This is a genomic window from Lysinibacillus sp. NPDC097287 (assembly GCF_044761695.1).
GTDB lineage: Bacteria > Bacillota > Bacilli > Bacillales_A > Planococcaceae > Lysinibacillus.
The window spans coordinates 185,125-212,023 of the sequence record NZ_JBIWCX010000007.1 but is presented as its reverse complement, the minus strand read 5'-3'; the positions used below and the strand labels follow the sequence as shown (position 1 = coordinate 212,023).

Genomic DNA, 26,899 nt, shown 5'->3' with positions numbered 1-26,899 from the left:
TGTTAACGTTTTCCATCAATAATTTTTTAGGGGAGGATTTTTTTAATGGATGCAATTATTCAAAAACGTTTAGGTATTAAAGAACTTGAAAGTAAAATCGTTACGGCTGATGTGGCTGCAGCACTTATTTCTGATGGTGATGTAGTAGGCATGAGTGGATTCACTCGTGCTGGGGATGCTAAGGTAGTTCCAATGGCATTAGTAGAACGTGCTAAAAATGAAAAATTCAAAATTGATGTATATACAGGCGCTTCTTTAGGCCCAGAAGTAGATAAACATTTAGCAGAGGCTGGCGTTATCCGTAAACGCGGACCATTCCAAGGCGATGCTGGTATCCGTAACCTTATTAACTCTGGTGATATCCAGTATGTAGATGCACATCTTTCTCACAACGCTGAATTAGTTCGTCAAGGTATTATCGGACCAATTAAATATTTAATTCTTGAAGCTGTTGCTATTACAGAAGATGGATTAATTATCCCTACAAACTCTGTAGGTAACTCACCGATTTTTGCCGAATATGCTGAAAATATTATTATCGAATTAAATATCTCTCACCCTGAAGCTCTAGTCGGCATTCATGATATTTACGTACCTGGTAATCAAGGTGAGCGTGAAGCAATCCCAATGACTGATGCTACGCAACGTATTGGCGAAATTGGTATTAAAGTGGATCCAGCTAAAATTAAAGCAATCGTTATTTCTGAAGAGCCAGATGCGCCTTCTTTAATTGTTCCTCCAGATGAAGAAACACAAACAATGGCGAACATTTTAATGGACTTCTTCCGCGATGAGATTAAAGCTGGTCGCTTAACGAACAAATTAATGCCATTACAATCTGGTGTAGGTTCTGTAGCAAACGCTGTACTTGATGGCTTCGCTGATTCAGAATTTGAAGATTTAGTTGTTGCTTCTGAAGTACTTCAAGATGCTGTATTCAACTTAATCGATGCTGGTAAAGTTAAATTCGCAGCTGCGACTTCAATTACACTTACAGAAGAATTACAGAAAAAAGTTTACGGTAATTTAGAAAAGTACGCTGATAAAATTTGCTTACGTCCACAAGAAATTTCTAACCATCCAGAGCTTATCCGTCGTTTGGGCTTAATCTCTATCAACACAGCTCTTGAGTTAGATATCTATGGTAACGTAAACTCTACACACGTTTCAGGTACAAAAATGATGAACGGTATCGGCGGTTCTGGGGACTTCGCTCGTAACGCTCGTCTTGGTATCTTCGTAACGAAATCATACGCAAAAGGCGGCGCGATTTCTTCAATCGTACCAATGGTTTCTCACGTAGACCACACTGAACACGATGTAGATGTAATCGTAACTGAACAAGGTATTGCTGACTTACGTGGACTAGCTCCAAAAGAACGTGTACCTTTAATCATCGAAAACTGTGCTCACCCAGATTACAAAGAGCAATTATGGGATTACTACAACCGTGCTGTTGAAGCAACTGGTAATCAACAAACGCCTCATATCCTAGAGGAAGCTCTTTCTTGGCATGTAAGCCTTGCTAAAAACAAAACAATGAAAAAAGAAAGCGTAAAAGCTTAGTTTCTTTAAAGACCACTTGATGAGTCCTTTATGACTTATCAAGCGGTCTTTTTTTGTCGAAAATGATATAATAAAATCATTACGGCGTAATTTGTAGTTGGAGGAAATATGAAGTCATTTATTTATGTAATAATATTCTTTTCTTTTTTTGATCTATTTACACAACTTCCTGTTATGAGTACCTATGCAGAATCTTTAGGAGCATCTGCCTTTTTAACAGGGTTAGCAGTAGGTATGTATTCCCTCTCTAACACTTTCGGTAATATTATTTCCGGTTTTTTAACCGATCGCAAAGGTCCTTTCGTTATTTTAGTCATAGGTCTACTAACAACAGGTATTTCTTTAACATTTTATAATTTAGTAGAAGATCCTATCTTTCTTCTAGTTGTGCGTTTTATACATGGTTTAGTAGCTGGTTTTATCGTCCCAGCTGCATTTACTTTTTTGGCAAACGCTACAGAACAAGAGAAGCGCGGAAAAGGGAGTGCAATTTCCGGGGCATTCGTTGGGATTGCAGCTATAATCGGTCCCGCTTTTAGTGGCATTCTTGCAAGCCGTACAAGCGTACCATTTGTATTCAACATAACTGCTAGTTTCATGCTGGTTTTAGGAATCCTTGCTTTCTTCTTCTTAAAATCAACTAGAGCAAAAAAAGTAGAAACCACATCTAGTAAATCTGTACCAATCAGTGTCTTCTTCAATAACACTGGTACACTAAAAGCATTTTCAGGAGCATTCTTCTTAATGTTTTCACAAGGGGTAATTGCCTATTTACTGCCCTTAAAAGTACAGTCTTTAGGCTTTGATTCTCGCTTGAGCGGTACATTAATGAGTGTATTTGGCATTGTGGCCGTACTTGTTTTCATCTTGCCGACAAATCGAATTTTTGATAAAGTGGCTCCCATTAAAACATTAGCACTAGGAATTGGTTTAATGGGTATTAGTCAGTTACTCATTAGTCAGGCAGACTCTAGCACATTGTTATATCTAGCAATGATTTGCTATGGTTGTGGATTTGGATTTTTATTCCCTTCAGTCAATTCCCTATTAATTGACTCTACAACAGTTGAAATTCGCGGGAAAGCATATGGTTATTTCTATGCATTCTTTTCTTTAGGTGTTGTACTTGGTTCCTCGTTACTTGGTTGGCTTTCGCTCAGCATTACTAGTGGCTTTATCTTTACAGGAATTGTGCTACTTTGCTTTGCCGGCTTAACGATCATTCCAAACAAAAACAAGGCCGCTCAAAACTTTTAAAATATCTTACTGATGGCGTCTAAAGACAACCATAAAAACCTTCTCACGGTTAAATGAGAAGGTTTTTTTTACTTTTCTTTTGCTTGAATTTCCTCATTATAGAAATGAACAGCCGTATGACCGCCGCCCTCAGCAACCATTTCATTTGATGCAAGGTTAGTTGGCGTTGTCCCCGCTTCAGTAGCAACTTCAGCTGTTACACGTTCAGCAATGTTTGAATCCATATCCACTTTTGATGTATTCAAATAGGATTCCAATTTACACTTTGCATTATTAAACATTTCAAGTGTCTTTTCGCGATTTTCCTTTTTGCTCAAATAAGAAGCAGCAAATCCTGCTAATCCTGCAAGTACAATACCTTTGCCTTTTGCCATCCTTAACCCCTCCTAAAAATATAGAAATCCGCTTTATAAAATAGCTTTTCCCTACTCTTTAAAAAGTTAAACATTACTTCTTAGGTTTGTACAGCATATCCCGGTGTGGCAAACTATCGTAAATGTAAGGTTCTGATACTGGTTCAAAACCGAATGAGCCGTAAAAACCTTTTAAGTATTCTTGCGCTTGGATAAACACTTCAGATCCTGGCCATTCTTTTTCAATTGTATCTAGTGCTAGTTGAATCATTTCTTTACCTAGACCTGTTCCACGTGTCTCTTGACTCGTAATAACACGACCTAAAGAAGCCATTTCAAATTTTTCTCCTGGCGGTAATAAACGTGTATACGCGAATATTTTTCCATCTTTTGCATATGATAAATGTATGGAGTTTTGATCGTGATCATCTAAATCCTCATAGCATGTTTGTTGTTCTACGATAAACACATTTACTCGTAATTGAATAATTTTATATAGCTCTTCTTTCGTTAATTCATCATACGTTTGAATTTTCCAAGACATTATCTATCACTCTCCTAATCGATATTATCGCACAATTCTAATATTATTTTCATTAATTATTATAAAATTGTAATTATTTTTGATTATATCTAAAGTTCAAAGGGAAATAATGAATTATTATAATTGATAGGATGGTGGATATTATGAAAGAAGTAGATGTATCATATGATTGGGTAGATATGGTTTCATTAATTGGAGGGGCGACTTTTTTAACCTTACTTGTTTATGGTGTCATTCAACTATAAGGAGCACAATAGATTATGGGCTGTAAAAAAAGAAAAAGGCAATCCACACATCAGCACAGAGCTAATGAAGGATTGCCTTATTTTTATTGTTTTACATCATCATATGCATTAGACTTTTCAAAAGCAGCAACTACATACGTACAAACTGCCTGCATTTTATACTGATTTTCGCGGGCATAATCTGCAGCACGATCCAATAATTTCTTCGCTACCCCTTGCCCACGAAGCTTATCAGATACAACCGTATGGTCCATTACCATTACTTCACCTTGCTGTACCCAAGAAATTTCTGCTAAACGCTCACCATTTTGCTCGCCTACAAATGCAAACTTATTGTCCCCTAGCTCTTGTAATTGAAATTCCATTTTCCACCACTCCTTTTTTTCATAGTAACATAGCGATTTTCTATTTTACAAAGAAAGTGGTTTCATTTTAGCTTCGACTGCCTGATGTTCTCCCGCTACAAATGGTGACAACTTCTGCTCTTCCTTTAAATAAAAGAAAAGCTTACTGCCATTGTGACAGTAAGCTTTTACACCATTAGTTAAACCATGAAGAAATCGATTCTTTTAAATTGGCAAAGAAGTTTTTTACACCCGCCCAGAATCCTTCATCCTCCATTAGTGCACCGAATTTTTCTTGTAATGTAGTACTAATATCATTTAATTGCTCAGACCATTTACTAAAATCAATATCTAGATTACTAATTTTGTCCATAAGGTCGACTAATAATTGACGGTCTTGTTCACTTAAATTAATCTCTAATTTGCTTAATTGATCCTCTACAATTTGTTGTACTTCTTCACGCGTTGCAGGGTTCAACTCGGCTATTTCTTTTTTTATCTCTGTTAATAGTTCCGCTACTTTAGCATCATCTACACCTGATGATTCCGCAATAGACGTTGCGACAGACAATTCTTCATTTGCAACGTCTGTACGTTCCATATCCAGTGTTTCACCAGTTGTTACTTCATATGCTTTATAAATACCCACAAGCGCCGAATGACCAGTTACTGCTTTAGGTGCCGCAACTTGTACGGTCGCATCTTCAATACCCGCCGTTAGCATTGCATTGGCATACATCTCAGCTGTTACCTGTGTAATATTTTCCGGTGTAACAATTTCAATAACTAAGCCTTTTCCAGCATCTTTACGCGTGATTTTCGCAGAAGAATACATGCGTGAGCTTGAATTACTGTCCTTGATGTATTTTACTAAGTCTGCACCCGACACTGTAATTTCTTCAATTTCAGGTTCATCATTTACTTTTAATGATTTTTTCACAGATTCTTTTTCGTCAGCTGATAAGTTTGCCCCGTATACAACGATTGGAACGCCAAGCTTTTCATCAATTGCTTTTTTGCTATTATCTGCAGCAAATCCTGTAGCCGGTGCCATCACACCTAACGCTAAAACGACTACTGCTAGCATCTTCATCCATTTTGCTTTCATGTTGTTACCCCTTTCGCTTTTTATGATTCCCTATATTGCAAATCACCCAGCTCCTATAGCATACGTCGCTATACAACTATTAGTACGAAAAAAATGACGAGAAGGTTTCATGTTATACTTCATGCTTCGCTCCGCGTCATTTTATTTAGGAATATTAGATTTCTTCTGTCCATCCGTCTTGTTGTTTAATCTTCCCGGCTTTCATAAGTGTACCCAAAGCACGTTTAAACGCTGCCTTACTCATATGGAACATTTCTTGTATTTCATCTGGAGAAGATTTATCACCGAATGGCATTTTACCACCGACATCTTGTAAATACTTCAAGATTTGCTCTGCATCACCTGTAATACGCTCATGTTTACGTGGCAATAGTGAACCGTTCAACGATCCATCTTCTTTTACGTCAATAATACGTACCTCTACATCTTGTCCAAGACGTGGTTCTGCTTGTCGCTCTGATTCATGAACAAAGATTCTGTACGGTGTGTCTACACCTAATAGGAATGATCCTACTGGGAGTAATCGGTATGGACGAGCTATAATATTTTTATTGTGCATATCTTCCAAAGCACCTTCATATAGCTCAGAGATTTTTTCCTCCGTTGCTAAACGTCCAAATAAATCCCCATTTCGGTCTGTACGTAATGTCATAAATAAGTGGTCGCCTATTTCTGGCCATACCTCTTCTAATGCAGGCAAGTCCTCTGCCATTACTAACACTTCACGTGATGTGCCAATATCAACAAAAGCTCCTTCACGAGTCACACGTAATACACGTGCCCAGCCGTATTCGCCTTGTGCAAATGCTGGAATAGCAGTTGTAGCTGCTAAATCACCTCGTCGGTCTGCAAATAAAAATACTTTTAAGCGATCTCCTACTGCAAGTGGCTCTGTTACTTCAGATGCATTTAGCGGCAGTTCTACTTCTCCATTTGTTAATATCCATTTAGATGTTTGTTGCTCTAATACTGTTAATGTAACAACTTCACCTGATTTTAATTCGTTCATAGTGTCTTCCTCTCTCTCGTACATCTTATATTACGCATTATGCCTGAGATCTAGATGCCTCTAATTTTTTCGCAATATCAGGGTTTTCCTCCATCACTTGCACAAGATCTGCAATACGATCAATAGAATTCCAACTCAAATGATGTTCGATACCTTCTACGTCATTATATATACGTTCTTCATCTACACCAATGATTCGTAAAAATTGCTCTAGAAGTTCATGTCGTTGAACAAGTCGCTTCCCTAGTTTTTGACCTTTAGGGGTTAACGTTAAACCACGATACTTCTCATAAACTAAATAGCCATCTTTATCTAATTTTTGAACCATTTTAGTAACAGAAGAAGGAAGAACAGATAATGCTTCCGCAATATCAGACACACGCGCATACCCTTTATTAGAGATTAATAAATAAATTTGTTCGATGTGGTCTTCCATACTGGGTGTTGGCATACCGTATTCCCTCTCTTTCCTATCTTTACTCTTTACTCTTTACTCTTTACTCTTTACTCTTTAGTTTACTACAATGATGCATTAAAAGTTAACTGAAAATACGTTCGAATACCGAAAACCCTAATATTGACATAAAAAGAGCCGACTTCATAGTGAAGTGGGCTCTACTTTATGTCGAGGATGCTTACTCACCGCATGCAGTGCATGAATAATTCCCTTGTTAATCAGCTCTATATTTTCTGGTACATTCATCATTTTAAACGCTTCATCTCGTGATTCTAGCGATGTAACATACTTACTAGGTAAAGCATTTAAAGTAAGCGCAACAGTGTCATATTCACAAGTTTGGCATTTACAAAATGTTTGATATTCTGGACCCCTTAATAGGAAGCTTACTAAACCACGCACAATCTCTTCTGTAACGTTTACTAAAATAGGTTCTGACATATGCAAAATTCGCCTCGTTTATAATTTTCGTTACATTGTTCCTATATATATAATAGCGCTAAATACCGGTTTTATCAAGATTTGCTAGTAGAACCTGCACATGAAAAATTAACACTTAGTTATGAATAGAACTAGATATTTTGAATATTTCCCAATATTTTTACTATAATTATGCAGATACAGCTCTATTTTATGTAAAATTCACGTACTACATTTGAAGTTTTATTCCTCTACTATTCTAAATGAAAATAGAGTCTTTTTAATCAACATCACTCTATAGTGAAAGGACTGATTTCATAAAGTTCGTTTTATTAACCATGTTAAGTATTTATATCTTAAACTATTGGATTTTGCCCAATTTTTCTCCAATAATTATCCCTTTGGGGAGGAGTAAAACATTCACATCTCCATCCTACTATTCAGGATTAATACTTCTAAGCGGCTAATTGTAATGTGTACTCGAATTATTTTAGAAGAAATATAAATAACTAGAGAAAAATAAATTTAGAAATTGATTTATGTGAGTATCGTAAGTAAAAGAAATATGCCGCATCTGAACAAATCTAATTTCCAATTGAAAAGACGACAACACGCTTCAAATTTCAGCCTGTTGTCGTCTTTTTATCAGTCGTTACGATTTCGAATCAATCGTAATGAGTTAAATACCACTAGTAATGTAGCACCCATATCTGCAAAAATCGCAATCCATAATGTTAGCCAACCCGGAATAACGAGTAATAGGGCAATCAATTTTAATGCAAGGGCAAAAATAATATTTTCTTTAATGATACGTAATGTTTTTCGACTTAAGCCAATTGTATATGGTAACTTCGTTAAATCATCACCCATCAAAGCAATATCAGCAGTTTCTAACGCTGCATCTGTACCTGCACCGCCCATGGCGATCCCCACATTGGCAGATGCTAAGGCTGGTGCATCATTCACACCATCCCCGACCATTGCAACAGCACCGTATTTCGTACGTAATTCTTTTATTGCTGTTAGTTTTTCAGCTGGCAGTAACCCTGCTCTTACATCACTCATCCCTAAGGAAGTCGCAATGGCTTGTGCAGTTGGTTTAGCATCGCCTGTTAGCATAACAGTATGCTTCACTTTTAAAGCACTTAGCTTTTGCAGTACATTTTTGCTTTCCTCACGTAATTGGTCAGCAATTCCGATTATGCCGATTAATTGATCGTCACTAACTGCCGCTACAACGGTTTTACCCTGAGCTTGTAGTTGCTTCGTTCGTTCTTTTGTCATTTCATCCACAGTCGTTAAAGTGGCAATCCATTTTAAACTACCGACAGACACTTTCTGCCCGTCAACTGTTGCATAAGCCCCTTTACCTGTTACCGATTGGAAATTAGTCGGTTCAAGCTCCGTTAAGCCTTTTTCATGTACTGTTGTTAAAATTGCTTTTGCCAGCGGATGTTGCGATTGCTTTTCAACCGCTGCAACAAGCTGTAGTACAGTCTCTTCAGTCATATTATTATGCGTGATAATGTCCGTTACTTCTGGTTTCCCTTTTGTTAAAGTGCCTGTTTTATCGAAAGCAACCGCTTCAATATGACCTAACTGTTCTAAATGAATACCACCTTTAATAAGCACACCCTGTCTTGCAGCATTCCCAATAGCTGTCACAATGGCAACTGGCGTTGACACAACAAGGGCACAAGGACAACCGACAACTAGTACCGCTAAACCTTGGTAAATCCAATGCTGCCAGTCTCCCATAAATAACGGTGGAATCACAGCAACAAGTAATGCCACAAGCATTATCGCAGGTGTATAGTATTTTGCAAAACGATCTACAAATTGCTGAGACGGTGCTTTTTCAGCCTGCGCCTCTTCTACCAAGTGAATAATTTTTGCAATCGTTGTATCCTCAACACGCTTTGTCACTCGTACTTCAAGTGCACCTTCTTCATTCAAGGTGCCGGCAAATACTTCATCATCTATTGTTTTATTGACAGGGATCGATTCGCCTGTAATTGCTGCTTGATTGACCGCTGATAGTCCACTTAACACAATACCGTCCATTGCAATTTTCTGACCAGGTTTTACGATTAAAATATCGCCAATTTCGATTTGCTCCGTTGGTAGTTCCATCTCATGAAAATGCTCACCATGTGCACGCTTAATCAATGCTGTTGGTGGTGCAATATCCATCAGTTGACGAATTGATTGACGTGCTTTATCCATTGAATATGCTTCAAGTGCTTCACTCACTGCGAATAAAAATACGACAACTGCAGCTTCTTCCCATTCACCAATAATGGCGGCACCGATAATTGCAATGGTCATTAACGTTTTCATATCAAACTCAAAGTGTAGTAAGTTTTTGAAACCTGTTTTAAAAATCTCGATACCACCAACAACAATTGCTATGACAAACGTTGCAATGGCTAGCGTATCTCCCTCTCCTCGTATAGAGGCTAGCACATAGCCCAACACAACAAAGATTAGTGAAAAACCTGCTAAAATATTTTCTGTTTTTCTATAAAATGGCGTCGATTTTTCTATCGTTCTTTTCGGTGATTGCGAAACTTTAATGCCATCAAATGCACCCGCTTCTTCAATCTGACTGACACTAATATCACCAACAATTGTTATTTTAGATGCACCAAAATTCACTTGTGCTTCTTTCACTTCGGGAATAGCTTTTACATTTTTCTCAAATTTCGCTGCACAACTAGCACAGGATAAATTTTGCAATCGGTATTCTTGTTTAGATGGTGTCGTCATGTACAATCCCTTCTTTCGCATGTTCATAAGCAATAGTTACAATTTGATAGACATGTGCATCTGCTAAGGAGTAATACATTTGCTTTCCTTGGCGATGCGATTTCGCTAGATTGTTTTCTTTTAAATACCGTAAATGATGTGATGCCGTCGCTACAGACGAACCGATGATTGTCGCAACATCACATACACATAATTCATCTTCTACCGTTAAAGCATAGGCAATTTTCAATCTTGTTTCATCCGATAATGCCTTTAAAAACTTTGCTACACCTGATAAGTCCGGCATTTGCTGTTGCACCTTTGTGACCGCAGCATCGTTAACATGCGAAACTTCACACAATTCCTTCTTCATTTCCTCACCTCATTCAAATGTTTGTTTGATTGTTTTTAATATAGCATATTTTAACATATTCAAACAACCATTTGAATGATACGGCTATTTATAGTTTTTATAAAAACTTTTTCAAAAAAATACGGCACCTCCAATTGTTAGACTGAATCTAACAATTGAGGTGCCGTCTAACTTGTACGGGATTGTTATTTTACTGTGCTCTTAATAACAATGTATCGCCTTTAATAGCCTCTTTCTTCACAAATGTTTCATGAAAATCACCATTAGCCCAGTCCTCCACTTGGTCTTGATACCAATCAGATTTCACATGACCACTTTGACCTGGGCCTACAATATGGAAAGCCGAGCTTAAATCGCTAACATCTGCAACGAAGCGCCATGATGCCCCGTGATCCACATTGCCATCCTTATCATCATCAGCTGCCTGTACTGTCACCTTTGAACCACCAATCGGCACTTTTTTCGCATTGAAATACTTTGCTAAAATAGGTGATGCACTCCCTAGTGAATGATCGAATGTTAACTGATGGAAATCTCCCCACTGCCACTTCGACACCTTTTCACCAAAGCGCTCTTCAATAAGTGCAACAGATCGATCTAATGCCTCATAAACTGCTGCATCCACACCACCCTGTTCCTCAATCCAAGCACTCTTCTCGCCAGAATATGCTGTTCGTAGGAGCTGGTCTGTAATATTGTATTTACCTGACATGAACTTATACATATCTTCAGGCATTGCATCTTTAAACAGAACTTCTTGCAATTGTTCCATGACCATATGGAACACAAGCGGAGCGCCAGATTCTTTGGCGTCAACCATATCCCATTCTTCTAATAAAGTAATAACCTCTTTATACTTACCATCACTATCTTTCCTCTTCATCGACGATAGTAAATCCGGTAAAAATTCACGTGCATATAAATTGTGCTGATCCATTTGTAAATTCATCATATCTTCTACTGTAAGCGAATCATTGGCTTCTAACACTTCCTTAATGCGTTCATAGCGATAAGGCTGTGCCCAAGAATTTGTAATATGGTATGGGTATTCATCACCAATGATTTGATTATTCGCTGTTGCAATAAAGCCTTCCTCTGGATTCACTACTGTTGGAAGTTCATCCCATGGAATGAAACCTTCCCAACCGTATTCACTTGAATCACCCGGCACAGGCAATTGGCCGTCTCCTTGCTTACGAATCGGAATTTGACCGTTCGCTTTATAGGCAATCGTGCCATCTGTTGATGCAAAGACAAAATTTTGCGCAGGCGCTTTAAAGTCTTCTAGTGCTAGCTCAAAGTCATCCCATGATTTTGCTTTGTTAAAGCCTAATATTGCACGTAGCTCTGCTGTTGATTGGAGAGCTGTCCACTGCATCGAAAACTGTGCTGAAGGTTCTGTCTCCTTAAACGCTAAATCTGTTATAATCGGTCCGTGACGCGTCACAACCACTTCAAAATCTACTGTTTCTCCGTCCTTTACCTTGATGGACTCATCACGTACCTCTGCTTGCTCCCACTCTCCGTCATAACGGAATTGTGTTAGATTTTCTGGGTTCGGAATTTCAATATATAAATCCTGTACATCAGGACCAACATTCGTTACCCCCCAAGCAATTTCATCGTTATGCCCTAAGATAATACCTGGAATCCCTGCAAAAATTACGCCACTGACATTTTGTTCAGGTGATTGCAAATGCATTTGATACCAAATAGACGGTGTATCTAGACCTAAATGCGGATCATCGGCTAAAATTGGTGCACCTGATTTTGTTTTATCGCCTGATACAACCCAGTTGTTACTACCATTAAATTCATTTGGCAATAAATCTGCGTCAAATTGACCTGCCACCGCTACCGGATTTTCTATATTTGCCTCGATAATAGATGAGGCATTTTCGGGATACGTTATGAATAATTCCTTTGCTTTATCCTCACTAAAATTTTGCAAAGCCCAATGACGGAAAGCAAGCTTATCCCAGTTGCCACCTAAATCATAGGCCATGTATTTACCAATTGTTAATGAGTCAACAACTGTCCATTCTTCCGGCTCATATCCTAGTAACGCAAACTCATAACTTAACTTATTTTCGTCTTTTGCCTGTGCAATAAAGGCATTTACACCTTCTGCATACCATTCTAGAACTTGTAAACTTTCTGCATCATAGGCTCCCAGTGATTTCTCTGCTGCATCTCGCAAGCTAAATGTACGGAATTTCTTATCCGTATCTACCGCCGCCTTACCTATAACTTCCGATAGTCGACCACTCGCCTGTCTTCGAGCTAAATCCATTTGGAATAAACGATCCTGCGCTTGTACATAGCCTTGTGCACGGTACAAATCCGCATCCGTTTCAGCAAATATATGCGGTACACCCTTTTCATCTCTCGTCACCGTGACATCTTGTTCGAGCACATCCACTGCCAGCTCCCCCTCAATAACCGGCTTTGATTTATTCATAAACCATGTAAAACCGACAAAGACGACAAGTAATGCGACTGCTAAAAAGCCAACAACACCAATGAGCCACTTTTTCCATTTTCCTTTTTTCATCGTATACACCCCCATGTACTTATCAATTATATTCTTGATGTTAAAGGGGAAATCCTTTTTCTAATTAAAAAATCGCATTTTCTGTCGGAAAATGCGATTTCTTATACAAAAACACTATTTAATTTGTAACTCAATCGGACAATGATCACTACCCATTATATGTGGATGAATAGTTGCTGTTGTAATTTGTTCTTTTATACGCTCCGATACAATGAAATAATCAATTCGCCAGCCAATATTTCGCTCGCGCACCTTGTTCATATACGACCACCAAGTGAAATGATCTGTCTCATTTGGATGCTTGTAGCGGAAAGAATCTACAAAACCACTTGCTAAAAGTTCACTTATTTTCGCTCGTTCTTCAAATGTAAAGCCAGAATTACCGATATTGGATTTAGCATTTTTTATATCGATTTCTTCCCTTGCGACGTTCAAATCACCGCAGTACACAACAGGCTTTTTTGCATCAAGCTCCTTTAAATACAAGGCTAAACGATCTTCCCATACTAGTCTTAATGGCAATCTTGCTAAATCACGTTGCGCATTTGGCGTATACACATTTACTAAATAGAAATCCGCATATTCAAGCGTAATAATACGTCCTTCTTCCTGCGACTCATCTTCACCTACGCCGTAGTGCACAGAAAGCGGTGTATGCTTCGTGAAAATCGCCGTCCCTGAATAACCCTTCTTTTCTGCATAATTCCAATATTGCTCGTAACCCTCTAGATCTAGCTCAACTTGTCCCGCCTGACATTTTGACTCCTGAATACAGAAAAAATCTGCATCGATATCTTGAAAGAAATCTAAAAACCCTTTCTTTAAGCAAGCACGAATGCCATTCACATTCCATGAAATAAATTTCATTACGCTTTTTTTCCTCCCTAAACGTGCTAAAGCGCTCCTCGCAACTAGCGAAGAGCGCTCAACATTCTCTATTTGTTTACCTCGTCACCGACAATTTTCACTTCAGTTTCTAAATCAACACCGAATTTTTCTTTTACTACACGCTGCACCATACGAATTGTTTCGATATAGTCAGTCGCAGTGGCATTCCCTTTATTGATGATAAAGCCCGCATGCTTTGTTGATACCTCTGCACCACCAACACCTTGCCCTTGCAAGCCACAATCTTGAATGAGCTTACCAGCAAAATGACCAGGTGGGCGTTTAAACACACTACCTGCTGATGGATATTCAAGTGGTTGTTTCGATTCTCGTTGATAAGTTAAATCAGCAATTTTCGCATCAATTTCTTCCTGTACACCTTTTGCTAACTGGAATTCAGAAGATAAAACATAATAACCTTTTTTAGCGATAATACTTTGACGATAGCCAAGCTCAAGCTCTTCTTTTGTTAACGTCATAAGTTCGCCTTCTTTTGTTAGTACTTTAGAAGAAATTATAATATCTTTAATTTCCCCGCCATATGCTCCAGCATTCATCGCCATAGCACCACCGATTGAACCAGGAATACCACACGCAAATTCAAATCCTGTAAGAGACGCCGCTGCTGCCAATTTAGATACATCTTTAATGAGTGCGCCACTTTGAGCATAAACGTGATCTCCGGTTATACGGATTTCGTCTAAATGTGTGAATGTCACTACGATACCTCGTAAACCACCATCACGTACCACCATATTAGAACCATTACCTAACATTAATAATGGAATATTATTTGTATATGCGTAGCGAATAACCGCCGCTGCTTCTTGCTCAGTTTCAGGTAGGATAAATAAATCTGCCTTACCGCCTAATTTTGTCATTGTATATGCTTGTAACGATTCATCTAACTTGATGTTGGCTGGATTAATGCTTCTCGCTAAATCCGCAGCCCATTGTTCTTTTGTCATAGAGCTAATTCCTTTCTAAAGTCCTTTTTACTCTACACTAGTATGGATTTAGAACATCATTTTGACAAGTAAAATGAAGTGAGTATTATAACCAACCTTCCGCCCAAGATTCTATGTTGCGAATAGCACCTTCCAGCGCTTGCCCTTTGTCAGTCAAAGAATATTCTACACGTACTGGCACTTCAGTATATACTTTACGTTCCACGAGCCCTTCTTTTTCAAGCTCTTTTAAACGCTCCGATAATAAACGACCACTTACTGGTAGTGAAGATTCTATTTCATTAAAACGCTGGGGACCGTCTAATAATTGATATAATATTAACCCAGTCCAACGTTTACCGATTAAATCCATTGCTTTTGCTAGACGAGGACATAAACCTGTCTCATTCATATATTTCACCTCTTATGTATTCTATTGTAACTATTTCTACGACAAAAGTAAATTTTAAGTAACTTATTTACTTTTTTACACCTGATTATTAAAAGTAATTAGGTTTCGAGAGGTCTTTAAAGTGCTCCTGACAGATATCCCATAGCTAAAATTTGAACACTAACAAGCACTCACCAACTCATGTTGACTTGCTTTTCTGGGAGATTCAAACCCTATTATATCTAATATCGACAGAAAAAAGTGTCGCTATTCGTCCACCATCGAATGGATAGTAGACTAATTGCAGGTTACTGTGGTATTGTGACTTTCACTAGTCGTCATTGGACTATTTACTAAAAGATACAACATTAAACAGGATGCACTTCAACATAAAAATTTTTGAAGAAAAAACAACTCACTTTTATATAGATGCACTTAGCTTTGTTATTATGACAAACTTCCAAAGGTAGTATATAATTCAAAAGTTTTTACTACCTTATCACCATAAATGCATGGCAAAGTACTGGATCGCACAATTCCCATATACATACAATTGAAAACTGTCGCTTCATTATAACTGATTTCAACATTGATAAAATCACCTTCTAAGTACTTTTGTTTTAAAAATAATTATAAAAATTCACAAAATACACTATAATTTACCTCCTATTTCATTTCTTTCACTAAAAACTCATTGAATCAATGAATTATTTAATTTATGATTCGTGTAAGATAGTGTTTTAGGAGGGATTCGATGAAGAAATATGCGATTGATTTTAGTCACTCAACAATTGGTTTTTCCGTGAGACATATGATGGTATCACGAATACATGGAACATTTGAATCATATAGCGCTACATTAGCTGTTACAGATATAGAGGACATGTTAGATGCTCATATTTCGTTCTCAATAGCTGTGGCGAGTATCTCTACGAAAAACTTTGATCGTGATGTACATCTCGTATCACCAGATTTTTTTGATGCCGATCTTTATCCTAAAATTTCGTTCGTCTCAACCAAGGTTGAAAAAATTAAAGATAACTTATTCGTTTTACATGGTGATTTAACGATTAAAGATACAACGAAGCCTGTTGTTTTTAATACTACATACACTGGTTGCGCCATTAACCCATGGGGGCAAGAGGTGCATGGATTCCAAGCAAAAACACAAATTGATCGACGTGCCTTTAAATTAGTTTACAATACCCTACTCGAAACAGGTGGTGTATTGATAAGTGATGAAATTGATATAAACGTCGATCTTGAAATAAACCCCGTTTAAATATGAAGCTAACTATTTTTTATAGTTAGCTTTTTTCGATGCTACATATTATAAAATATCTTGAGGATTTTTTGGAAAATTTATATTCGTTATTATTAGTAATCTTAAAGAATGGTCAAAGAATAATGCCTCTCCTGTCTTAACCGTGCCAGCCAAAGTAGTTACAAAGCGAACACGTACGAGCGGAGGCGCTGGGGATTCTTCAGCAAGCACTACCTATTATATTACTTTTGAAGTTCAGAGTGGAGATCGTATGGAGCTACGAGTAAGTGGTCGAGAATACGGACAATTGGCTGAAGGCGATTTTGGTTTATTAACATTCCAAGGAACATGGTTTCAAACATTTGAACGACAAAAAAGGAGAGCTGCGATTAATTTCGCGCTCTCCTTTTTATATACTCTTATGCAGTTACAGCTTTTAAAGATTGTGCAGCCTTTTTCACGTTTTCTAAACCAGCAGCGATAATTTCTTGTGCTTTATCTGGAGCAGCGTTGTGACCTTCGATAACAACTTCATCAATTTTTTGCATACCGTAAACGCCACCAATTACAGTGTTGATGTAATTTACGCACATTTCCATTGGTGCCATTTCTGGAGTTGAGTAAATACCACCACGAGCAGAAAGTACAATGTATTTTTTGTCAGTCATTAAGCTTACTAAGTTGCCGTTTTCATCATATTTGAATGAATAGCCAGCAGCATAAGTGTAGTCAATGAAAGATTGTAATGCAGCAGGAATTGTTAAGTTCCAAAGCGGGAATGCAAATACTACTACGTCTGCAGCTGATAATGCGTCAGTTGCTTTTTGCTTTGCAGCTAAGATACGAGATTCGATCTCAGATAACTCTTCACCGTTTTGTAATTTACCGAAAGCATTGAAAAGATCTTGACCGAAGTAAGGCATATCTTCAGCAAATACGTCGAAAGTTGTTACGTTCGCGCCTTCTAAGTTTTCCATGAAAGTTTCATACATTTTTGTTGAGATACCGTCTGGGCGGTTGTTTGCTTTTACTACTAATACGTTCATTTATATAATCTCCCTTAAGTTAACTAACTTTTATTATCTCGAATTCAAGATATATTAGTATCTTAAGAAAAAAACAACAAAAAGTCAATCGAAGTGGACTCAGACTTTTGACTGAAATAAGATGTTTAATTACTTTTGTACAATAAAAAACCTCCGAATTTTTTTATAAATTCGGAGGTTTGAACATCATTCAGTCAGTGTTTGAATGCCTACTGAATAACGTTAGATTTCATTCACAGTGATCATCTGTACAATAACTAGTAGTAGCCGACCCTTGCATCTTTAAGCCTGGTCGTAAGCCTTCTTCTTCTGCCACTTGACGTAGCGTATCTTCAAACACTTCTTGAGGTTGTGCACCAGAAATACCATACTTTTGATTTATGACGAAGAATGGTACGCCACGTACACCAAGTTGTAAACCTTCTTGAATATCAGCCTCAACTTCATCTGCAAAAACATCACTCGCTAATACTTTCGCCGCTTCTTCTCGGTTAAAACCAAGCTGCTCAGCAATAGCTAGTAATACTTCATCTTGCCCAATACGATTCGCTTCGATGAAATAGCCATGTAATAATGCTTCTACAAGCGGAGATGCGTCCCCTTGCTGTTCTGCCCATTTTACAAGACGATGTGCTTTTAATGTGTTTTCCACCATTGAGTCATCTAAATTATAGTTGAGTCCCACTTCTTTAGCACGTGCTGCTACGCCTTGTGACATCTCCTTAGCCTTCTCTATAGACATACCATACTTTCCTGCTAATGCTTCATACATATACTTATTCGAATCCGTAGGCGTATTTGGATCTAGCTGATAACTTTTATAAACAAGCTCTACTTGGCCTGTAAAACCTGTATCTTGAATTGCTTTTTCTATTTGTTTTTTTCCAATGTAACAAAACGGACAGACGTAATCTGACCAAATTTCAATTTTCATGTATAAACACACTCCCTTTCACCCATTGTATAGACCCCCTCCATTATGAGGCAATTTATATGCTTACTTGCATAATTTTTCAAATTGTCTTCCATACTTAAAAGTAAAAACCTGTGGAGGCTTATGTATGACAAAATCTCTTTGGCTAGCGACTACCGACTCAATTTCTTTACCGACCCTTAGTGCATCAATGAAATGCGACGTTTGTATTATTGGAGGGGGGCTATCTGGATTATATACAGCCTATACACTAGCAACTGCCGGGGTGGATGTTGTACTTCTCGAGGCAAATTCACATGTTAGCCACGGTACTACTGGTCACTCTACAGGGAAATTGACTGCTCAACACGGTGTCATCTACTCTAAACTAATGGAAAAACTATCTCTTAGCGATGCCCAACTTTACTACCAACTCAACCAGCAAGCCATTGATAAAGCATTGCAGCTACTACCACCAACAGCTTTTCGAAAAGTAGATTCTGTGCTTTATAGCCAAACAGAATTAGGCAATTCAGATTTATTAGATGAATGGAGTGCCTATAATGCCCTGAAAATAGACGGAAAGCTAACCACCGATATTGAGCTGCCATTTTCTATAAAAAAAGCGCTACTCATGCCTCATCAAGCCCAAATTAACCCTGTTGAAGTTGCCAACATACTCGCAAAAAAAGCACAAGCAGCAGGTGCGAAGCTTTACACAAGCACACGCGTACAAAAACTCTTACTCAATCAAAATGAAGTGCACACGCAAAACGACATGACCGTTCAATACAAACAACTAATCTTATGTACACATTACCCAATAGAAGCTATTAAAGGATTGCAGCTGTTAAAGCTCTCAAATAGCAGATCCTATATTGTTGCCAGTAAAATTACTGATACGTTACGTGCTCAATATTTATCCGTCGACTTCCCCACTAGATCTGTTCGTACAACGACGATTAATGACGAAAATTATTTGCTAATAGCAGGTGCCAATCATATCGCTGGGCAATTAACGGACACATTGCCTTTTTATGATGCATTACAAAAAGATATGAAAGAGCATTACGACCAACACCCCCCACTCTATGAATGGTCCGCTCAAGATGTTGAAACTCCTGACATGCTACCGTACGTAGGAAATATTTCAAAATCTGTTCCAAATGTCTTTATGGCAACTGGCTATAGGAAATGGGGCATTTCCAATTCGTTTGTTGCAGGAGATTTACTCTGTTCACTTATTACAGGAGGAAAAGTAGATACTGGAGCAAAAGCACTTTATTCACCTTCACGCACAAAATTCGGTGCCACATTTATGCAAATGCTAAAGGTCGGGGGCTTTGTATCGAAGGAATTAGTGACCGGCTATATAAAGCATAAAAACGCACCAAAATGTACGCATTTGGGCTGCAAAACAAAATGGAATAAAGCTGACGAAACATGGGATTGCCCGTGTCATGGTTCTCGTTTCAACGCGAAAGGAGAAGTCATCGAAGGCCCTGCCGTGTATCCATTGAAGCTCGAGGAATCTTGATCTCAGATTCTATATTCCAAAAACCAATAAAAAAATCCGAAGTCACCTAGGAAACTTCGGATTTTTCATTATTTTAAAGCGTCAGTTAGTACTGGTACGATTTGTTTTTTACGAGATACAACACCCGGTAATACGATACGACCATTTACGATTTCAACGCCAAATGCTTTTGCAGATGCGTCTGCTACTTGTCCAATTGCTACTGCAGTTGAATCGTTGTTTAATATATCTGTGACAACAAAGAAGAATAAATCCAAGCCGTTTTCAGCAACATTTTTGTTTAAAAGATTTTCTAATTCCTCTTGGCGACCAAGTACATCGTTAACATCAACAGCATTTACTTGGGCAACTACTGATTTATACTCACCAAATTGGAACTCTTTTGCATCTAAAGATAAAAGATCTTCTAGTGATTTATCTGAAAGGTCAGCCCCCGCTTTAAGCATAGCTAAACCGTACTCAGCAACATCTACACCAGCGATCTTCGCTAGCTCTTCTCCCGCTTTTACATCTTGCTCTGTGCAAGTTGGTGATTTAAATAATAATGTATCAGACACGATCGCAGAAAGCATTAAACCTGCAATGTTAGCTGGCACCTCTACACCGTTTTCTTTAAAGATTTTATTTAAAATTGTTGCTGTACAGCCCACTGGCTCAGCACGATAGTATAAAGGATCTGAAGTTTGGAAGTTCGCTACACGGTGGTGGTCGATTACTTCTGTAATTTGTACTTCTTCGATACCGTCAGCTGATTGTTGGAATTCGTTATGGTCTACAAGAATCACTTGTGCTGCTTCTCCAGCTACTGAACCGATTAAACGAGGTGCTTCAAAACCGAATTTTTCTAATGCAAATTTTGTTTCGTTGTTTACCTCGCCAAGACGTACTGCTTCTGCTTCTACACCGAGTTGTTGTTTTAAATACGCATAAACAATTGCAGATGTAATTGTATCTGTATCTGGATTTTTATGTCCGAAAACTAAAACTTTATTCATTGATATTATTCCTCCTAAATGGCGATTACATTTTCGCTTTTATTTTACCACACCTTACGAAATAGCATGACAGAATATGTTGTTACACGACAAATCAATATAGCTAATTTCGATTCAAGAAATAAGTAACTCTAAAAGAATTGTATTTTGCATATTATCTTCAATACTCACTATTCGAATACATACTTCCTCTACCAATAGATACATAGTTGTGTTTAATTATTCAAGAATACATAATTTTATGATATTATCATTTAGTCTATATTTTTAGGAAATAAGAGAAATGAGGATTACAATGACAAAAAATATGGAAAAGAAGTATATTCCATTAGCAAATTTCTTTCAAGTCACAACGCAAAATGAAATAACGCTATCTTTCAGCGCACTAGAAAATATTATAGGGCAATCCTTACCAAACGCTGCCTATTTAAATACGAGTTGGTGGAAAAAAACTAAACCACCTCTATCTCACTACTTATCTTGGACAGATTCAGGTTTCTACGTAGTTGATGTCAAACTTGGTGCAAGTGTCACTTTCTGTCACAACTATGCAAGAACCGGTACAAACCAAGTTCCTGAAAATAATGAAAACTCTTCTGCTTACATAATTCGTACCATTGAGGCATCTGATGCAAAAGCGTTTATTAATTTGCAAGAAGAAATCTTTCACGAAACAGAATTTATGTACAACGCTCCTAACGAATTAGAGCTAACTGTACAACAACTTCGTAAAGATTTAATAAACTGGAAAAAGTTGAAAAACCGCACAATACTAGTATGTATTTTAAATGGAGCATTTGCTGGATATGCCGTTATTCATGGATACAAGCATTCTAGAGCAAAGCATGTTGCATCTGTCCACTTAGCAGTAAAAGAGGCGTATCACCGTCAAGGTATCGGTAAAACGCTTATGGAAGAAGTTGAAAGTTGGTCAAGAGAAAGAGCAATCAAAAAATTAGAATTATCTGTAATGGCACATAACGATAGTGCTTTACAACTTTTTGAAAAAATAGGATTTCAGTATGAAGGCAAACGTTTGCAGTCGATTTTCCTAAATAACTCGTTAATTGATGAATGTGTTATGGGTAAGATTATTTAGCCCCTACTATTCTAACTACTATTACAGACCATAACATTATGGTCTTTTTTATTCGCAATTAAAAAACACGCAAACAAGTACTGCAAGCTTATCTACGTGTTCAATTTTATGATTATCGCAACACTTGCTTTTCCCTAGCGACATCTAGGAAAAGTAGATTATTTTCTACTTGTTCAAACGATTGCAAGTACTTATCATATCCCACTTTATTGCGACTGATCATTTCTTCCACCAACGCATGCATAAATGAGAACAGGACAGGAATGACATCAAGTGTAGACTGGTTTTTCATACCTAGTGCAAATAGCGCACTTGTATACTCTCTTAACGGAGACAACGCTGAATCAGTAATTGCTATGATCTTTACTTTCTTCATCTTGGCAATTTCAACAATTGTCTTCATATCACTCGTATGCTTGTCGAATGAGAATACGATTAAAGTTGTACGTTCCCCCATACTATTAATTTGTTGTACAAAATCATCCGAATCCGTGCGTATTTGCTTCACATTTGGTCGTAATGTTTTCATTGTATAGGATAACCAACTTGCCACAGAAGCGGCTTGACGAGCACCTAATATGTAAATTGTATCTGCCTCATGCATCCACTTTGCACTTTTTTGGAATGTATTATCATTAATAAGGCGAATTGTATCTTGAATGTTTTGTATATCTCGCTGCATGATCTTACAATAAGCTAGCACACTTTGTTTTCCTGCTGAATTCGTTGAGTGCACCTTGACGTCTTCATTTTGGGTCATTAAATAACTTCGTATTTCCTCTTGAAGTTCTACATAACCCGATAAATCCATGGCATAACAAAAACGAATGACCGTAGATTCACTGACATTAGCCTGCCTCCCCACTTCTGCAGCGCCATTTGCAATAACAACTGTCGGGTTATCTGTTACAAATTGTGCAACCTTACGTTGGCCCTTCGAAAGTCTTACAAATTTTCTTTTTATATCTTCATTGATACTCATTCCTAACAACCTTTCTTCCAAAGAAATTATCACGAATGGAGATTGTTTACTACTGACTCTAAATTCGGTTAAAAATACAGTATCACGATTACAATTTGAATACAATGACTTTTCTGAAAAATCTTTAGCGCTTTAAATTGCTAGTGCAATAGTCCGTAATAAAATGACATAATTTCGCTATATTTTCATTCGAGAACTACTTCTTTATTATCATGGTCCACAACAACAACTTTCTTAGTCTTTAGTCATTTTAACAAACTTTAAATAAATATGTATATTAATTAATAATCACTTATTTTTATGTATTATAAACGCAAAAATATGGATTAAAAATGCCTTGGAACACAAGCGTGACCAAGGCATTTGCTCTTTATTCTAATTCGGTTTGCTTTGTTTCTTTTCCTAAGAAAATCACACCAATTACACCGATTACTATGGCTCCACAGAAAATCGCAAAGATAAAGCCAATATCATAGCCGGCCGTTAACAAAGAACCCACTAACAATGGACCGAATATACCACCTACTCGACCAACCGCTGCCGCCATCCCAGCCCCAGTTCCACGAATGTTCGCTGGATACTGCTCTGGTGTATAGGCATACAATGCACCCCATGCCCCTAAATTAAAGAATGACAAAAACATACCGGAAATCAATAATATTACCATTGTTTCTGCGTTCCCGAAAATGAAAGCACTTACAGCAGTTCCAATTAAATAGGAAATAAGTACAAATTTACGTCCGAACCTTTCAATGAACCATGCTGCTGTGAAATAGCCTGGAAGCTGTGCTAATGTCATAATAAGTACATATTTGAAACTTGTGATCATGTCAAAACCTTTATCGACCATTACACTCGGTAGCCATAAAAACATACCATAGTATGAAAATACTACTGTAAACCATAGTATCCATAGCATCAGTGTAGAACGCGCATACTTTTTCGACCATACGTCACGGATATTTTGGATAATGCTACGTTTTTTCGATTCTACCTTAACCGTAAACTGTGGTGAATCGGGTAAGTGCCAGCGTATATAAATAGCGTACACTGCTGGTAGAGCTGTTAGTAATAATGCAACTCTCCATCCCATTGATTGATCGAACGCAGGAATTACAAAATAAGAAATCAGTGCTGCTACTAACCAGCCTGCTGCCCAAAAGCTCTCCAGTAATACAACAACTCTCCCTCGCTCCTTCGCTTCTACGCTCTCAGAAACAAGCGTTGATGCTACTGGCAATTCTCCTCCTAGTCCCATCCCTACTAAAAAGCGTAACAGCAAAAACGCTACTAATGTTGTCGTAAATGCAGACAAACCACTCGCTACTGAGAACAAGACTAATGTCCACATAAAAATTTGTTTACGTCCTACTTTATCTGCTAAAACACCGAATACAAGGGCACCTACTGCCATCCCTATCGAGTTTACACTTCCAATCCAACCCATTTCAGTCTTCGTTAAATCCCAATCGATTGCTAATGCTGCTATGACAAATGATAAAATTCCTACGTCCATCGCATCGAAGAGCCAACCGACACCCGCTACACCTAAAAGCTTATTTCGTGATACTGGCTTTGTTGTTTTACTTGTTGTCACTTAAACCACCTGTCTTTACACTTGACTTTACATAACAATTACACTATACAGTTGTTTCAATTAGGTGACAAGTAAAATTTCAAAAAACCGAATTGTTCAGACAATTTGTGAATTACTATTGAAAACATAGGGCAATTTGCGTTAAAATGTCTCTTATATAAAAACAACTGTTCTTCCTGTAAGAACAAAAGGAGATTGTTACGTTATGTGGAAAGGTCTTATCGAAGAATATAAACAATTTTTACCCGTAACAGAAAATACACCTGCTCTAACTTTAAACGAAGGCAACACGCCTCTTATACATTTAGTAAACCTATCTAAAAAGCTTGGTATCGAGCTATACGGTAAAATCGAAGGTGCAAATCCAACTGGCTCGTTCAAAGACCGTGGAATGGTTTTTGCAGTTGCAAAAGCAATCGAGGACGGCAGTAAATGCGTAATTTGTGCATCTACTGGGAACACTTCAGCAGCTGCTGCAGCTTATGCAACACGCGCTGGTATCCAATCAATCGTCGTAATCCCAAAAGGTAAAGTAGCTCTTGGTAAATTAGCACAAGCAACAATGTACGGTGCAAAAATTATTGAAATTGATGGTAACTTCGACGATGCATTAAACATTGTCCGCCAAGTAAGTGAAACTACTCCAGTTGCACTTGTAAACTCAGTAAACCCTTATCGTATCGAAGGACAAAAAACGGCATCATTTGAAATCGTAGATGCTTTAGGCGCAGCTCCAGACTATCTATGTATCCCTGTAGGTAACGCGGGTAACATTACTGCTTACTGGAAAGGTTTCAAAGAATATAACGAAGCTAAAGGTTCTGGTCTTCCAAAAATGTACGGTTTCGAAGCTGAAGGTTCTGCCGCAATCGTAAAAGGCGAACCAATCGCAAACCCTGAAACAGTAGCAACAGCTATCCGTATCGGTAACCCTGCAAGTTGGAAATTAGCTGAGGCCGCTCGTGATGAGTCTGGCGGTATTATCGACTCTGTAACAGATGAAGAAATTTTAGCAGCTTACAAGTTAATTGCAGGTACTGAAGGTATTTTCGTAGAGCCTGGTTCTGCTGCATCTCTAGCAGGTGTTATCAAGTCAGTAGAAAGCGGCAAAATTGCTAAAGGTTCGAAAGTCGTAACAGTATTCACTGGTAATGGCTTAAAAGATCCAGATACTGCGATGAATGTTTCTACAGTTGACCTGGTATCTCTTAAAAATGACGAAGATGAAATTCGTAAATATATCGAGGGTGTGCTATGAGTAAAAAGTGGCAAATCTCAGTTCCTGGGAGTACAGCCAATTTAGGCCCTGGCTTTGACTCTATTGGACTTGGCTTGTCTCTTTATTTAAAGCTAGACATCACTCTACAGGATACTTGGGAAATTATTCACCTTGATGATAATGGTCCTAGTGAGTTTGAAATCGAAGACCATTTACTATATGTTATCGCTAAAAACATTGCAGATCAGTATGGTAAGGAACTTCCTTCTTGCCGTGTTGAGATGGCAAGTGAGCTCCCTCTAGCACGCGGTTTAGGTAGTAGCGCAGCAGCTATCGTAGCGGGCATCGAACTAGCAAACCAAGTTTGTGATTTAAAGCTTACGATTCAGGATAAACTGAACTTATCTTCACAAATTGAAGGACATCCTGATAATGCGACTGCCTCTGTTTTAGGCGGCTTAACGATTTCATCAATGGACGAACATGGAATTGTTGATACACTTCATATTAATGATATTGAAGCGTCATTTGTTGTTTACATACCTGATGTAGAGCTAAAAACGAGTGAAGCACGTTCTGTATTACCAGAGGCGTTTGACCGTGCCTACGCAGTACGTGCATCTGCTAACGCTAATATGCTTGCCGCTTCTCTCATGGCTAGAGATTTCGAACGTGCTGGTCGTTACATGGAGTCTGATTTATTCCATGAGCCCTTCCGCTCGAAGCTCATTCCGCTGTATGCAGAAATACATACAGCTGCTAAGCTTGCGGGCGCATATGGGACAGCTTTAAGCGGCGCAGGTCCAACACTTATTTCCATTATTCCACCTGTTATTGCCGATGATTTTGTCGTGACGATGAAGGCACAGTTCCCTGAACATCGCATCATCTTAACGAAAGCTGATGAAGTAGGGGTACAAGTAACATTTGCGTAATAGTTCAAAAACGCCTACCCTAAAGTAGGCGTTTTTATCTTCATTCAGTAGAAAACATCCACGTCTATAGGTGGTAAGTGGGATGCGATATAGTCGTTATTCAGTGGG

The 26,899-nt window shown here is 38.0% G+C and carries 26 protein-coding genes; 8 read left to right on the top strand and 18 right to left on the bottom strand.

What is annotated here, in order from left to right; all coding sequences use genetic code 11:
- The first annotated feature begins 45 nt into the window (after nucleotides 1-45).
- Together scpC and ACIQ2D_RS12320 are read left to right on the top strand one after the other, a co-directional pair.
- Nucleotides 46-1,566, top strand: a complete 1,521-nt coding sequence (scpC, locus tag ACIQ2D_RS12325) for a succinyl-CoA:acetate CoA-transferase ScpC (protein ID WP_402864400.1) — start codon at nucleotides 46-48, stop codon at nucleotides 1,564-1,566.
- A gap of 108 nt (nucleotides 1,567-1,674) precedes the next feature.
- Complete coding sequence (locus tag ACIQ2D_RS12320; RefSeq protein WP_402864398.1) at nucleotides 1,675-2,823, top strand: MFS transporter; 1,149 nt, start codon at nucleotides 1,675-1,677, stop codon at nucleotides 2,821-2,823.
- A gap of 68 nt (nucleotides 2,824-2,891) precedes the next feature.
- Here the strand turns inward: ACIQ2D_RS12320 and ACIQ2D_RS12315 are convergent, their stop codons facing one another.
- From ACIQ2D_RS12315 to ACIQ2D_RS12255, 13 genes are all read right to left on the bottom strand, one after another.
- Nucleotides 2,892-3,197 carry a hypothetical protein gene (locus tag ACIQ2D_RS12315; protein WP_402864396.1) on the bottom strand — a complete coding sequence of 102 codons (306 nt, stop codon included), beginning with the start codon at nucleotides 3,195-3,197 and terminating at the stop codon, nucleotides 2,892-2,894.
- Between the two features lie 73 nt (nucleotides 3,198-3,270).
- The gene (locus tag ACIQ2D_RS12310; protein ID WP_402864394.1) at nucleotides 3,271-3,720 is read right to left on the bottom strand and encodes a GNAT family N-acetyltransferase; all 450 of its coding nucleotides are present in this window, start codon (nucleotides 3,718-3,720) and stop codon (nucleotides 3,271-3,273) included.
- A 328-nt stretch (nucleotides 3,721-4,048) separates the two neighbouring features.
- Nucleotides 4,049-4,330: a GNAT family N-acetyltransferase gene (locus ACIQ2D_RS12305; protein ID WP_402864392.1), complete on the bottom strand. Its 282-nt coding sequence runs from the start codon at nucleotides 4,328-4,330 to the stop codon at nucleotides 4,049-4,051.
- 175 nt (nucleotides 4,331-4,505) lie between these two features.
- Nucleotides 4,506-5,417 (bottom strand): DUF1002 domain-containing protein, encoded by a 912-nt coding sequence (locus ACIQ2D_RS12300; RefSeq protein ID WP_402864390.1) that lies wholly within the window; start codon nucleotides 5,415-5,417, stop codon nucleotides 4,506-4,508.
- Between the two features lie 154 nt (nucleotides 5,418-5,571).
- Nucleotides 5,572-6,426 (bottom strand): CvfB family protein, encoded by an 855-nt coding sequence (locus tag ACIQ2D_RS12295; protein ID WP_402864388.1) that lies wholly within the window; start codon nucleotides 6,424-6,426, stop codon nucleotides 5,572-5,574.
- Between the two features lie 37 nt (nucleotides 6,427-6,463).
- Complete coding sequence (mntR, locus tag ACIQ2D_RS12290) at nucleotides 6,464-6,877, bottom strand: transcriptional regulator MntR (protein ID WP_402864386.1); 414 nt, start codon at nucleotides 6,875-6,877, stop codon at nucleotides 6,464-6,466.
- 147 nt (nucleotides 6,878-7,024) lie between these two features.
- The gene (locus tag ACIQ2D_RS12285; RefSeq protein WP_402864384.1) at nucleotides 7,025-7,324 is read right to left on the bottom strand and encodes a late competence development ComFB family protein; all 300 of its coding nucleotides are present in this window, start codon (nucleotides 7,322-7,324) and stop codon (nucleotides 7,025-7,027) included.
- A 624-nt stretch (nucleotides 7,325-7,948) separates the two neighbouring features.
- Nucleotides 7,949-10,072, bottom strand: a complete 2,124-nt coding sequence (locus tag ACIQ2D_RS12280) for a heavy metal translocating P-type ATPase (protein WP_402864383.1) — start codon at nucleotides 10,070-10,072, stop codon at nucleotides 7,949-7,951.
- On the bottom strand, nucleotides 10,056-10,424 hold the full coding sequence (locus tag ACIQ2D_RS12275; RefSeq protein WP_402864381.1) for an ArsR/SmtB family transcription factor: 369 nt from the start codon (nucleotides 10,422-10,424) through the stop codon (nucleotides 10,056-10,058). The genes ACIQ2D_RS12280 and ACIQ2D_RS12275 overlap by 17 nt, the downstream gene beginning before the upstream one ends.
- Nucleotides 10,425-10,614: 190 nt before the next feature.
- Complete coding sequence (locus tag ACIQ2D_RS12270; protein WP_402864379.1) at nucleotides 10,615-12,978, bottom strand: penicillin acylase family protein; 2,364 nt, start codon at nucleotides 12,976-12,978, stop codon at nucleotides 10,615-10,617.
- 114 nt (nucleotides 12,979-13,092) lie between these two features.
- Nucleotides 13,093-13,845: an exodeoxyribonuclease III gene (locus tag ACIQ2D_RS12265; protein WP_402864378.1), complete on the bottom strand. Its 753-nt coding sequence runs from the start codon at nucleotides 13,843-13,845 to the stop codon at nucleotides 13,093-13,095.
- Nucleotides 13,846-13,913: 68 nt separating this feature from the next.
- Complete coding sequence (gene murB, locus ACIQ2D_RS12260; RefSeq protein ID WP_402864376.1) at nucleotides 13,914-14,834, bottom strand: UDP-N-acetylmuramate dehydrogenase; 921 nt, start codon at nucleotides 14,832-14,834, stop codon at nucleotides 13,914-13,916.
- A gap of 85 nt (nucleotides 14,835-14,919) precedes the next feature.
- The gene (locus ACIQ2D_RS12255; RefSeq protein WP_402864374.1) at nucleotides 14,920-15,225 is read right to left on the bottom strand and encodes a winged helix-turn-helix transcriptional regulator; all 306 of its coding nucleotides are present in this window, start codon (nucleotides 15,223-15,225) and stop codon (nucleotides 14,920-14,922) included.
- A gap of 733 nt (nucleotides 15,226-15,958) precedes the next feature.
- Between ACIQ2D_RS12255 and ACIQ2D_RS12250 the strand changes: the two genes are divergently transcribed.
- On the top strand, nucleotides 15,959-16,486 hold the full coding sequence (locus tag ACIQ2D_RS12250) for a YceI family protein (protein WP_402864373.1): 528 nt from the start codon (nucleotides 15,959-15,961) through the stop codon (nucleotides 16,484-16,486).
- A gap of 82 nt (nucleotides 16,487-16,568) precedes the next feature.
- Entirely contained in the window at nucleotides 16,569-16,952 is a 384-nt protein-coding gene (locus ACIQ2D_RS12245) for a DUF2500 domain-containing protein (RefSeq protein WP_402864472.1), read from the top strand.
- Here ACIQ2D_RS12245 and ACIQ2D_RS12240 read toward each other — a convergent pair.
- Nucleotides 16,888-17,514, bottom strand: a complete 627-nt coding sequence (locus ACIQ2D_RS12240; protein WP_402864371.1) for an FMN-dependent NADH-azoreductase — start codon at nucleotides 17,512-17,514, stop codon at nucleotides 16,888-16,890. The genes ACIQ2D_RS12245 and ACIQ2D_RS12240 overlap by 65 nt on opposite strands.
- A gap of 229 nt (nucleotides 17,515-17,743) precedes the next feature.
- Complete coding sequence (locus ACIQ2D_RS12235) at nucleotides 17,744-18,448, bottom strand: DsbA family oxidoreductase (protein ID WP_402864369.1); 705 nt, start codon at nucleotides 18,446-18,448, stop codon at nucleotides 17,744-17,746.
- Nucleotides 18,449-18,575: 127 nt separating this feature from the next.
- Between ACIQ2D_RS12235 and ACIQ2D_RS12230 the strand changes: the two genes are divergently transcribed.
- The gene (locus ACIQ2D_RS12230) at nucleotides 18,576-19,964 is read left to right on the top strand and encodes an FAD-dependent oxidoreductase (RefSeq protein ID WP_402864367.1); all 1,389 of its coding nucleotides are present in this window, start codon (nucleotides 18,576-18,578) and stop codon (nucleotides 19,962-19,964) included.
- A gap of 68 nt (nucleotides 19,965-20,032) precedes the next feature.
- On the opposite strand, the gene ACIQ2D_RS12225 is transcribed toward ACIQ2D_RS12230, so the two are convergent.
- Nucleotides 20,033-20,959 (bottom strand): manganese-dependent inorganic pyrophosphatase, encoded by a 927-nt coding sequence (locus ACIQ2D_RS12225; RefSeq protein WP_402864365.1) that lies wholly within the window; start codon nucleotides 20,957-20,959, stop codon nucleotides 20,033-20,035.
- Nucleotides 20,960-21,254: 295 nt separating this feature from the next.
- Here ACIQ2D_RS12225 and ACIQ2D_RS12220 point away from each other — a divergent pair, with 295 nt between their 5' ends.
- Nucleotides 21,255-22,058: a GNAT family N-acetyltransferase gene (locus ACIQ2D_RS12220; RefSeq protein ID WP_402864363.1), complete on the top strand. Its 804-nt coding sequence runs from the start codon at nucleotides 21,255-21,257 to the stop codon at nucleotides 22,056-22,058.
- A gap of 112 nt (nucleotides 22,059-22,170) precedes the next feature.
- Here ACIQ2D_RS12220 and ACIQ2D_RS12215 read toward each other — a convergent pair whose 3' ends face one another.
- Both ACIQ2D_RS12215 and ACIQ2D_RS12210 read right to left on the bottom strand, forming a co-directional pair.
- Nucleotides 22,171-23,040, bottom strand: coding sequence for a MurR/RpiR family transcriptional regulator (locus tag ACIQ2D_RS12215; RefSeq protein WP_402864361.1), 870 nt, complete (start codon nucleotides 23,038-23,040; stop codon nucleotides 22,171-22,173).
- Nucleotides 23,041-23,410: 370 nt separating this feature from the next.
- Nucleotides 23,411-24,637 (bottom strand): MFS transporter, encoded by a 1,227-nt coding sequence (locus ACIQ2D_RS12210; protein WP_402864359.1) that lies wholly within the window; start codon nucleotides 24,635-24,637, stop codon nucleotides 23,411-23,413.
- A 205-nt stretch (nucleotides 24,638-24,842) separates the two neighbouring features.
- Between ACIQ2D_RS12210 and thrC the strand changes: the two genes are divergently transcribed.
- Together thrC and thrB are read left to right on the top strand one after the other, a co-directional pair.
- The gene (gene thrC / locus ACIQ2D_RS12205) at nucleotides 24,843-25,895 is read left to right on the top strand and encodes a threonine synthase (RefSeq protein WP_402864357.1); all 1,053 of its coding nucleotides are present in this window, start codon (nucleotides 24,843-24,845) and stop codon (nucleotides 25,893-25,895) included.
- Entirely contained in the window at nucleotides 25,892-26,791 is a 900-nt protein-coding gene (gene thrB, locus ACIQ2D_RS12200; RefSeq protein ID WP_402864355.1) for a homoserine kinase, read from the top strand. Before thrC ends, thrB begins: the two co-directional genes overlap by 4 nt.
- Nucleotides 26,792-26,899 lie beyond the last annotated feature (108 nt).

Bases quoted from the DNA above. Each gene is read 5' to 3' on its own strand.
- ACIQ2D_RS12230 (WP_402864367.1), top strand. From the start codon at position 18,576: ATGACAAAATCTCTTTGGCTAGCGACTACCGACTCAATTTCTTTACCG.
- ACIQ2D_RS12235 (WP_402864369.1), bottom strand. From the start codon at position 18,448: ATGAAAATTGAAATTTGGTCAGATTACGTCTGTCCGTTTTGTTACATT.
- ACIQ2D_RS12280 (WP_402864383.1), bottom strand. From the start codon at position 10,072: ATGACGACACCATCTAAACAAGAATACCGATTGCAAAATTTATCCTGT.
- ACIQ2D_RS12250 (WP_402864373.1), top strand. From the start codon at position 15,959: ATGAAGAAATATGCGATTGATTTTAGTCACTCAACAATTGGTTTTTCC.
- ACIQ2D_RS12315 (WP_402864396.1), bottom strand. From the start codon at position 3,197: ATGGCAAAAGGCAAAGGTATTGTACTTGCAGGATTAGCAGGATTTGCT.
- mntR (WP_402864386.1), bottom strand. From the start codon at position 6,877: ATGCCAACACCCAGTATGGAAGACCACATCGAACAAATTTATTTATTA.
- ACIQ2D_RS12285 (WP_402864384.1), bottom strand. From the start codon at position 7,324: ATGTCAGAACCTATTTTAGTAAACGTTACAGAAGAGATTGTGCGTGGT.
- ACIQ2D_RS12215 (WP_402864361.1), bottom strand. From the start codon at position 23,040: ATGAGTATCAATGAAGATATAAAAAGAAAATTTGTAAGACTTTCGAAG.
- ACIQ2D_RS12310 (WP_402864394.1), bottom strand. From the start codon at position 3,720: ATGTCTTGGAAAATTCAAACGTATGATGAATTAACGAAAGAAGAGCTA.
- ACIQ2D_RS12265 (WP_402864378.1), bottom strand. From the start codon at position 13,845: ATGAAATTTATTTCATGGAATGTGAATGGCATTCGTGCTTGCTTAAAG.
- scpC (WP_402864400.1), top strand. From the start codon at position 46: ATGGATGCAATTATTCAAAAACGTTTAGGTATTAAAGAACTTGAAAGT.
- thrB (WP_402864355.1), top strand. From the start codon at position 25,892: ATGAGTAAAAAGTGGCAAATCTCAGTTCCTGGGAGTACAGCCAATTTA.
- thrC (WP_402864357.1), top strand. From the start codon at position 24,843: ATGTGGAAAGGTCTTATCGAAGAATATAAACAATTTTTACCCGTAACA.
- murB (WP_402864376.1), bottom strand. From the start codon at position 14,834: ATGACAAAAGAACAATGGGCTGCGGATTTAGCGAGAAGCATTAATCCA.
- ACIQ2D_RS12255 (WP_402864374.1), bottom strand. From the start codon at position 15,225: ATGAATGAGACAGGTTTATGTCCTCGTCTAGCAAAAGCAATGGATTTA.
- ACIQ2D_RS12270 (WP_402864379.1), bottom strand. From the start codon at position 12,978: ATGAAAAAAGGAAAATGGAAAAAGTGGCTCATTGGTGTTGTTGGCTTT.
- ACIQ2D_RS12320 (WP_402864398.1), top strand. From the start codon at position 1,675: ATGAAGTCATTTATTTATGTAATAATATTCTTTTCTTTTTTTGATCTA.
- ACIQ2D_RS12225 (WP_402864365.1), bottom strand. From the start codon at position 20,959: ATGAATAAAGTTTTAGTTTTCGGACATAAAAATCCAGATACAGATACA.
- ACIQ2D_RS12275 (WP_402864381.1), bottom strand. From the start codon at position 10,424: ATGAAGAAGGAATTGTGTGAAGTTTCGCATGTTAACGATGCTGCGGTC.
- ACIQ2D_RS12300 (WP_402864390.1), bottom strand. From the start codon at position 5,417: ATGAAAGCAAAATGGATGAAGATGCTAGCAGTAGTCGTTTTAGCGTTA.
- ACIQ2D_RS12305 (WP_402864392.1), bottom strand. From the start codon at position 4,330: ATGGAATTTCAATTACAAGAGCTAGGGGACAATAAGTTTGCATTTGTA.
- ACIQ2D_RS12240 (WP_402864371.1), bottom strand. From the start codon at position 17,514: ATGAACGTATTAGTAGTAAAAGCAAACAACCGCCCAGACGGTATCTCA.
- ACIQ2D_RS12220 (WP_402864363.1), top strand. From the start codon at position 21,255: ATGACAAAAAATATGGAAAAGAAGTATATTCCATTAGCAAATTTCTTT.
- ACIQ2D_RS12295 (WP_402864388.1), bottom strand. From the start codon at position 6,426: ATGAACGAATTAAAATCAGGTGAAGTTGTTACATTAACAGTATTAGAG.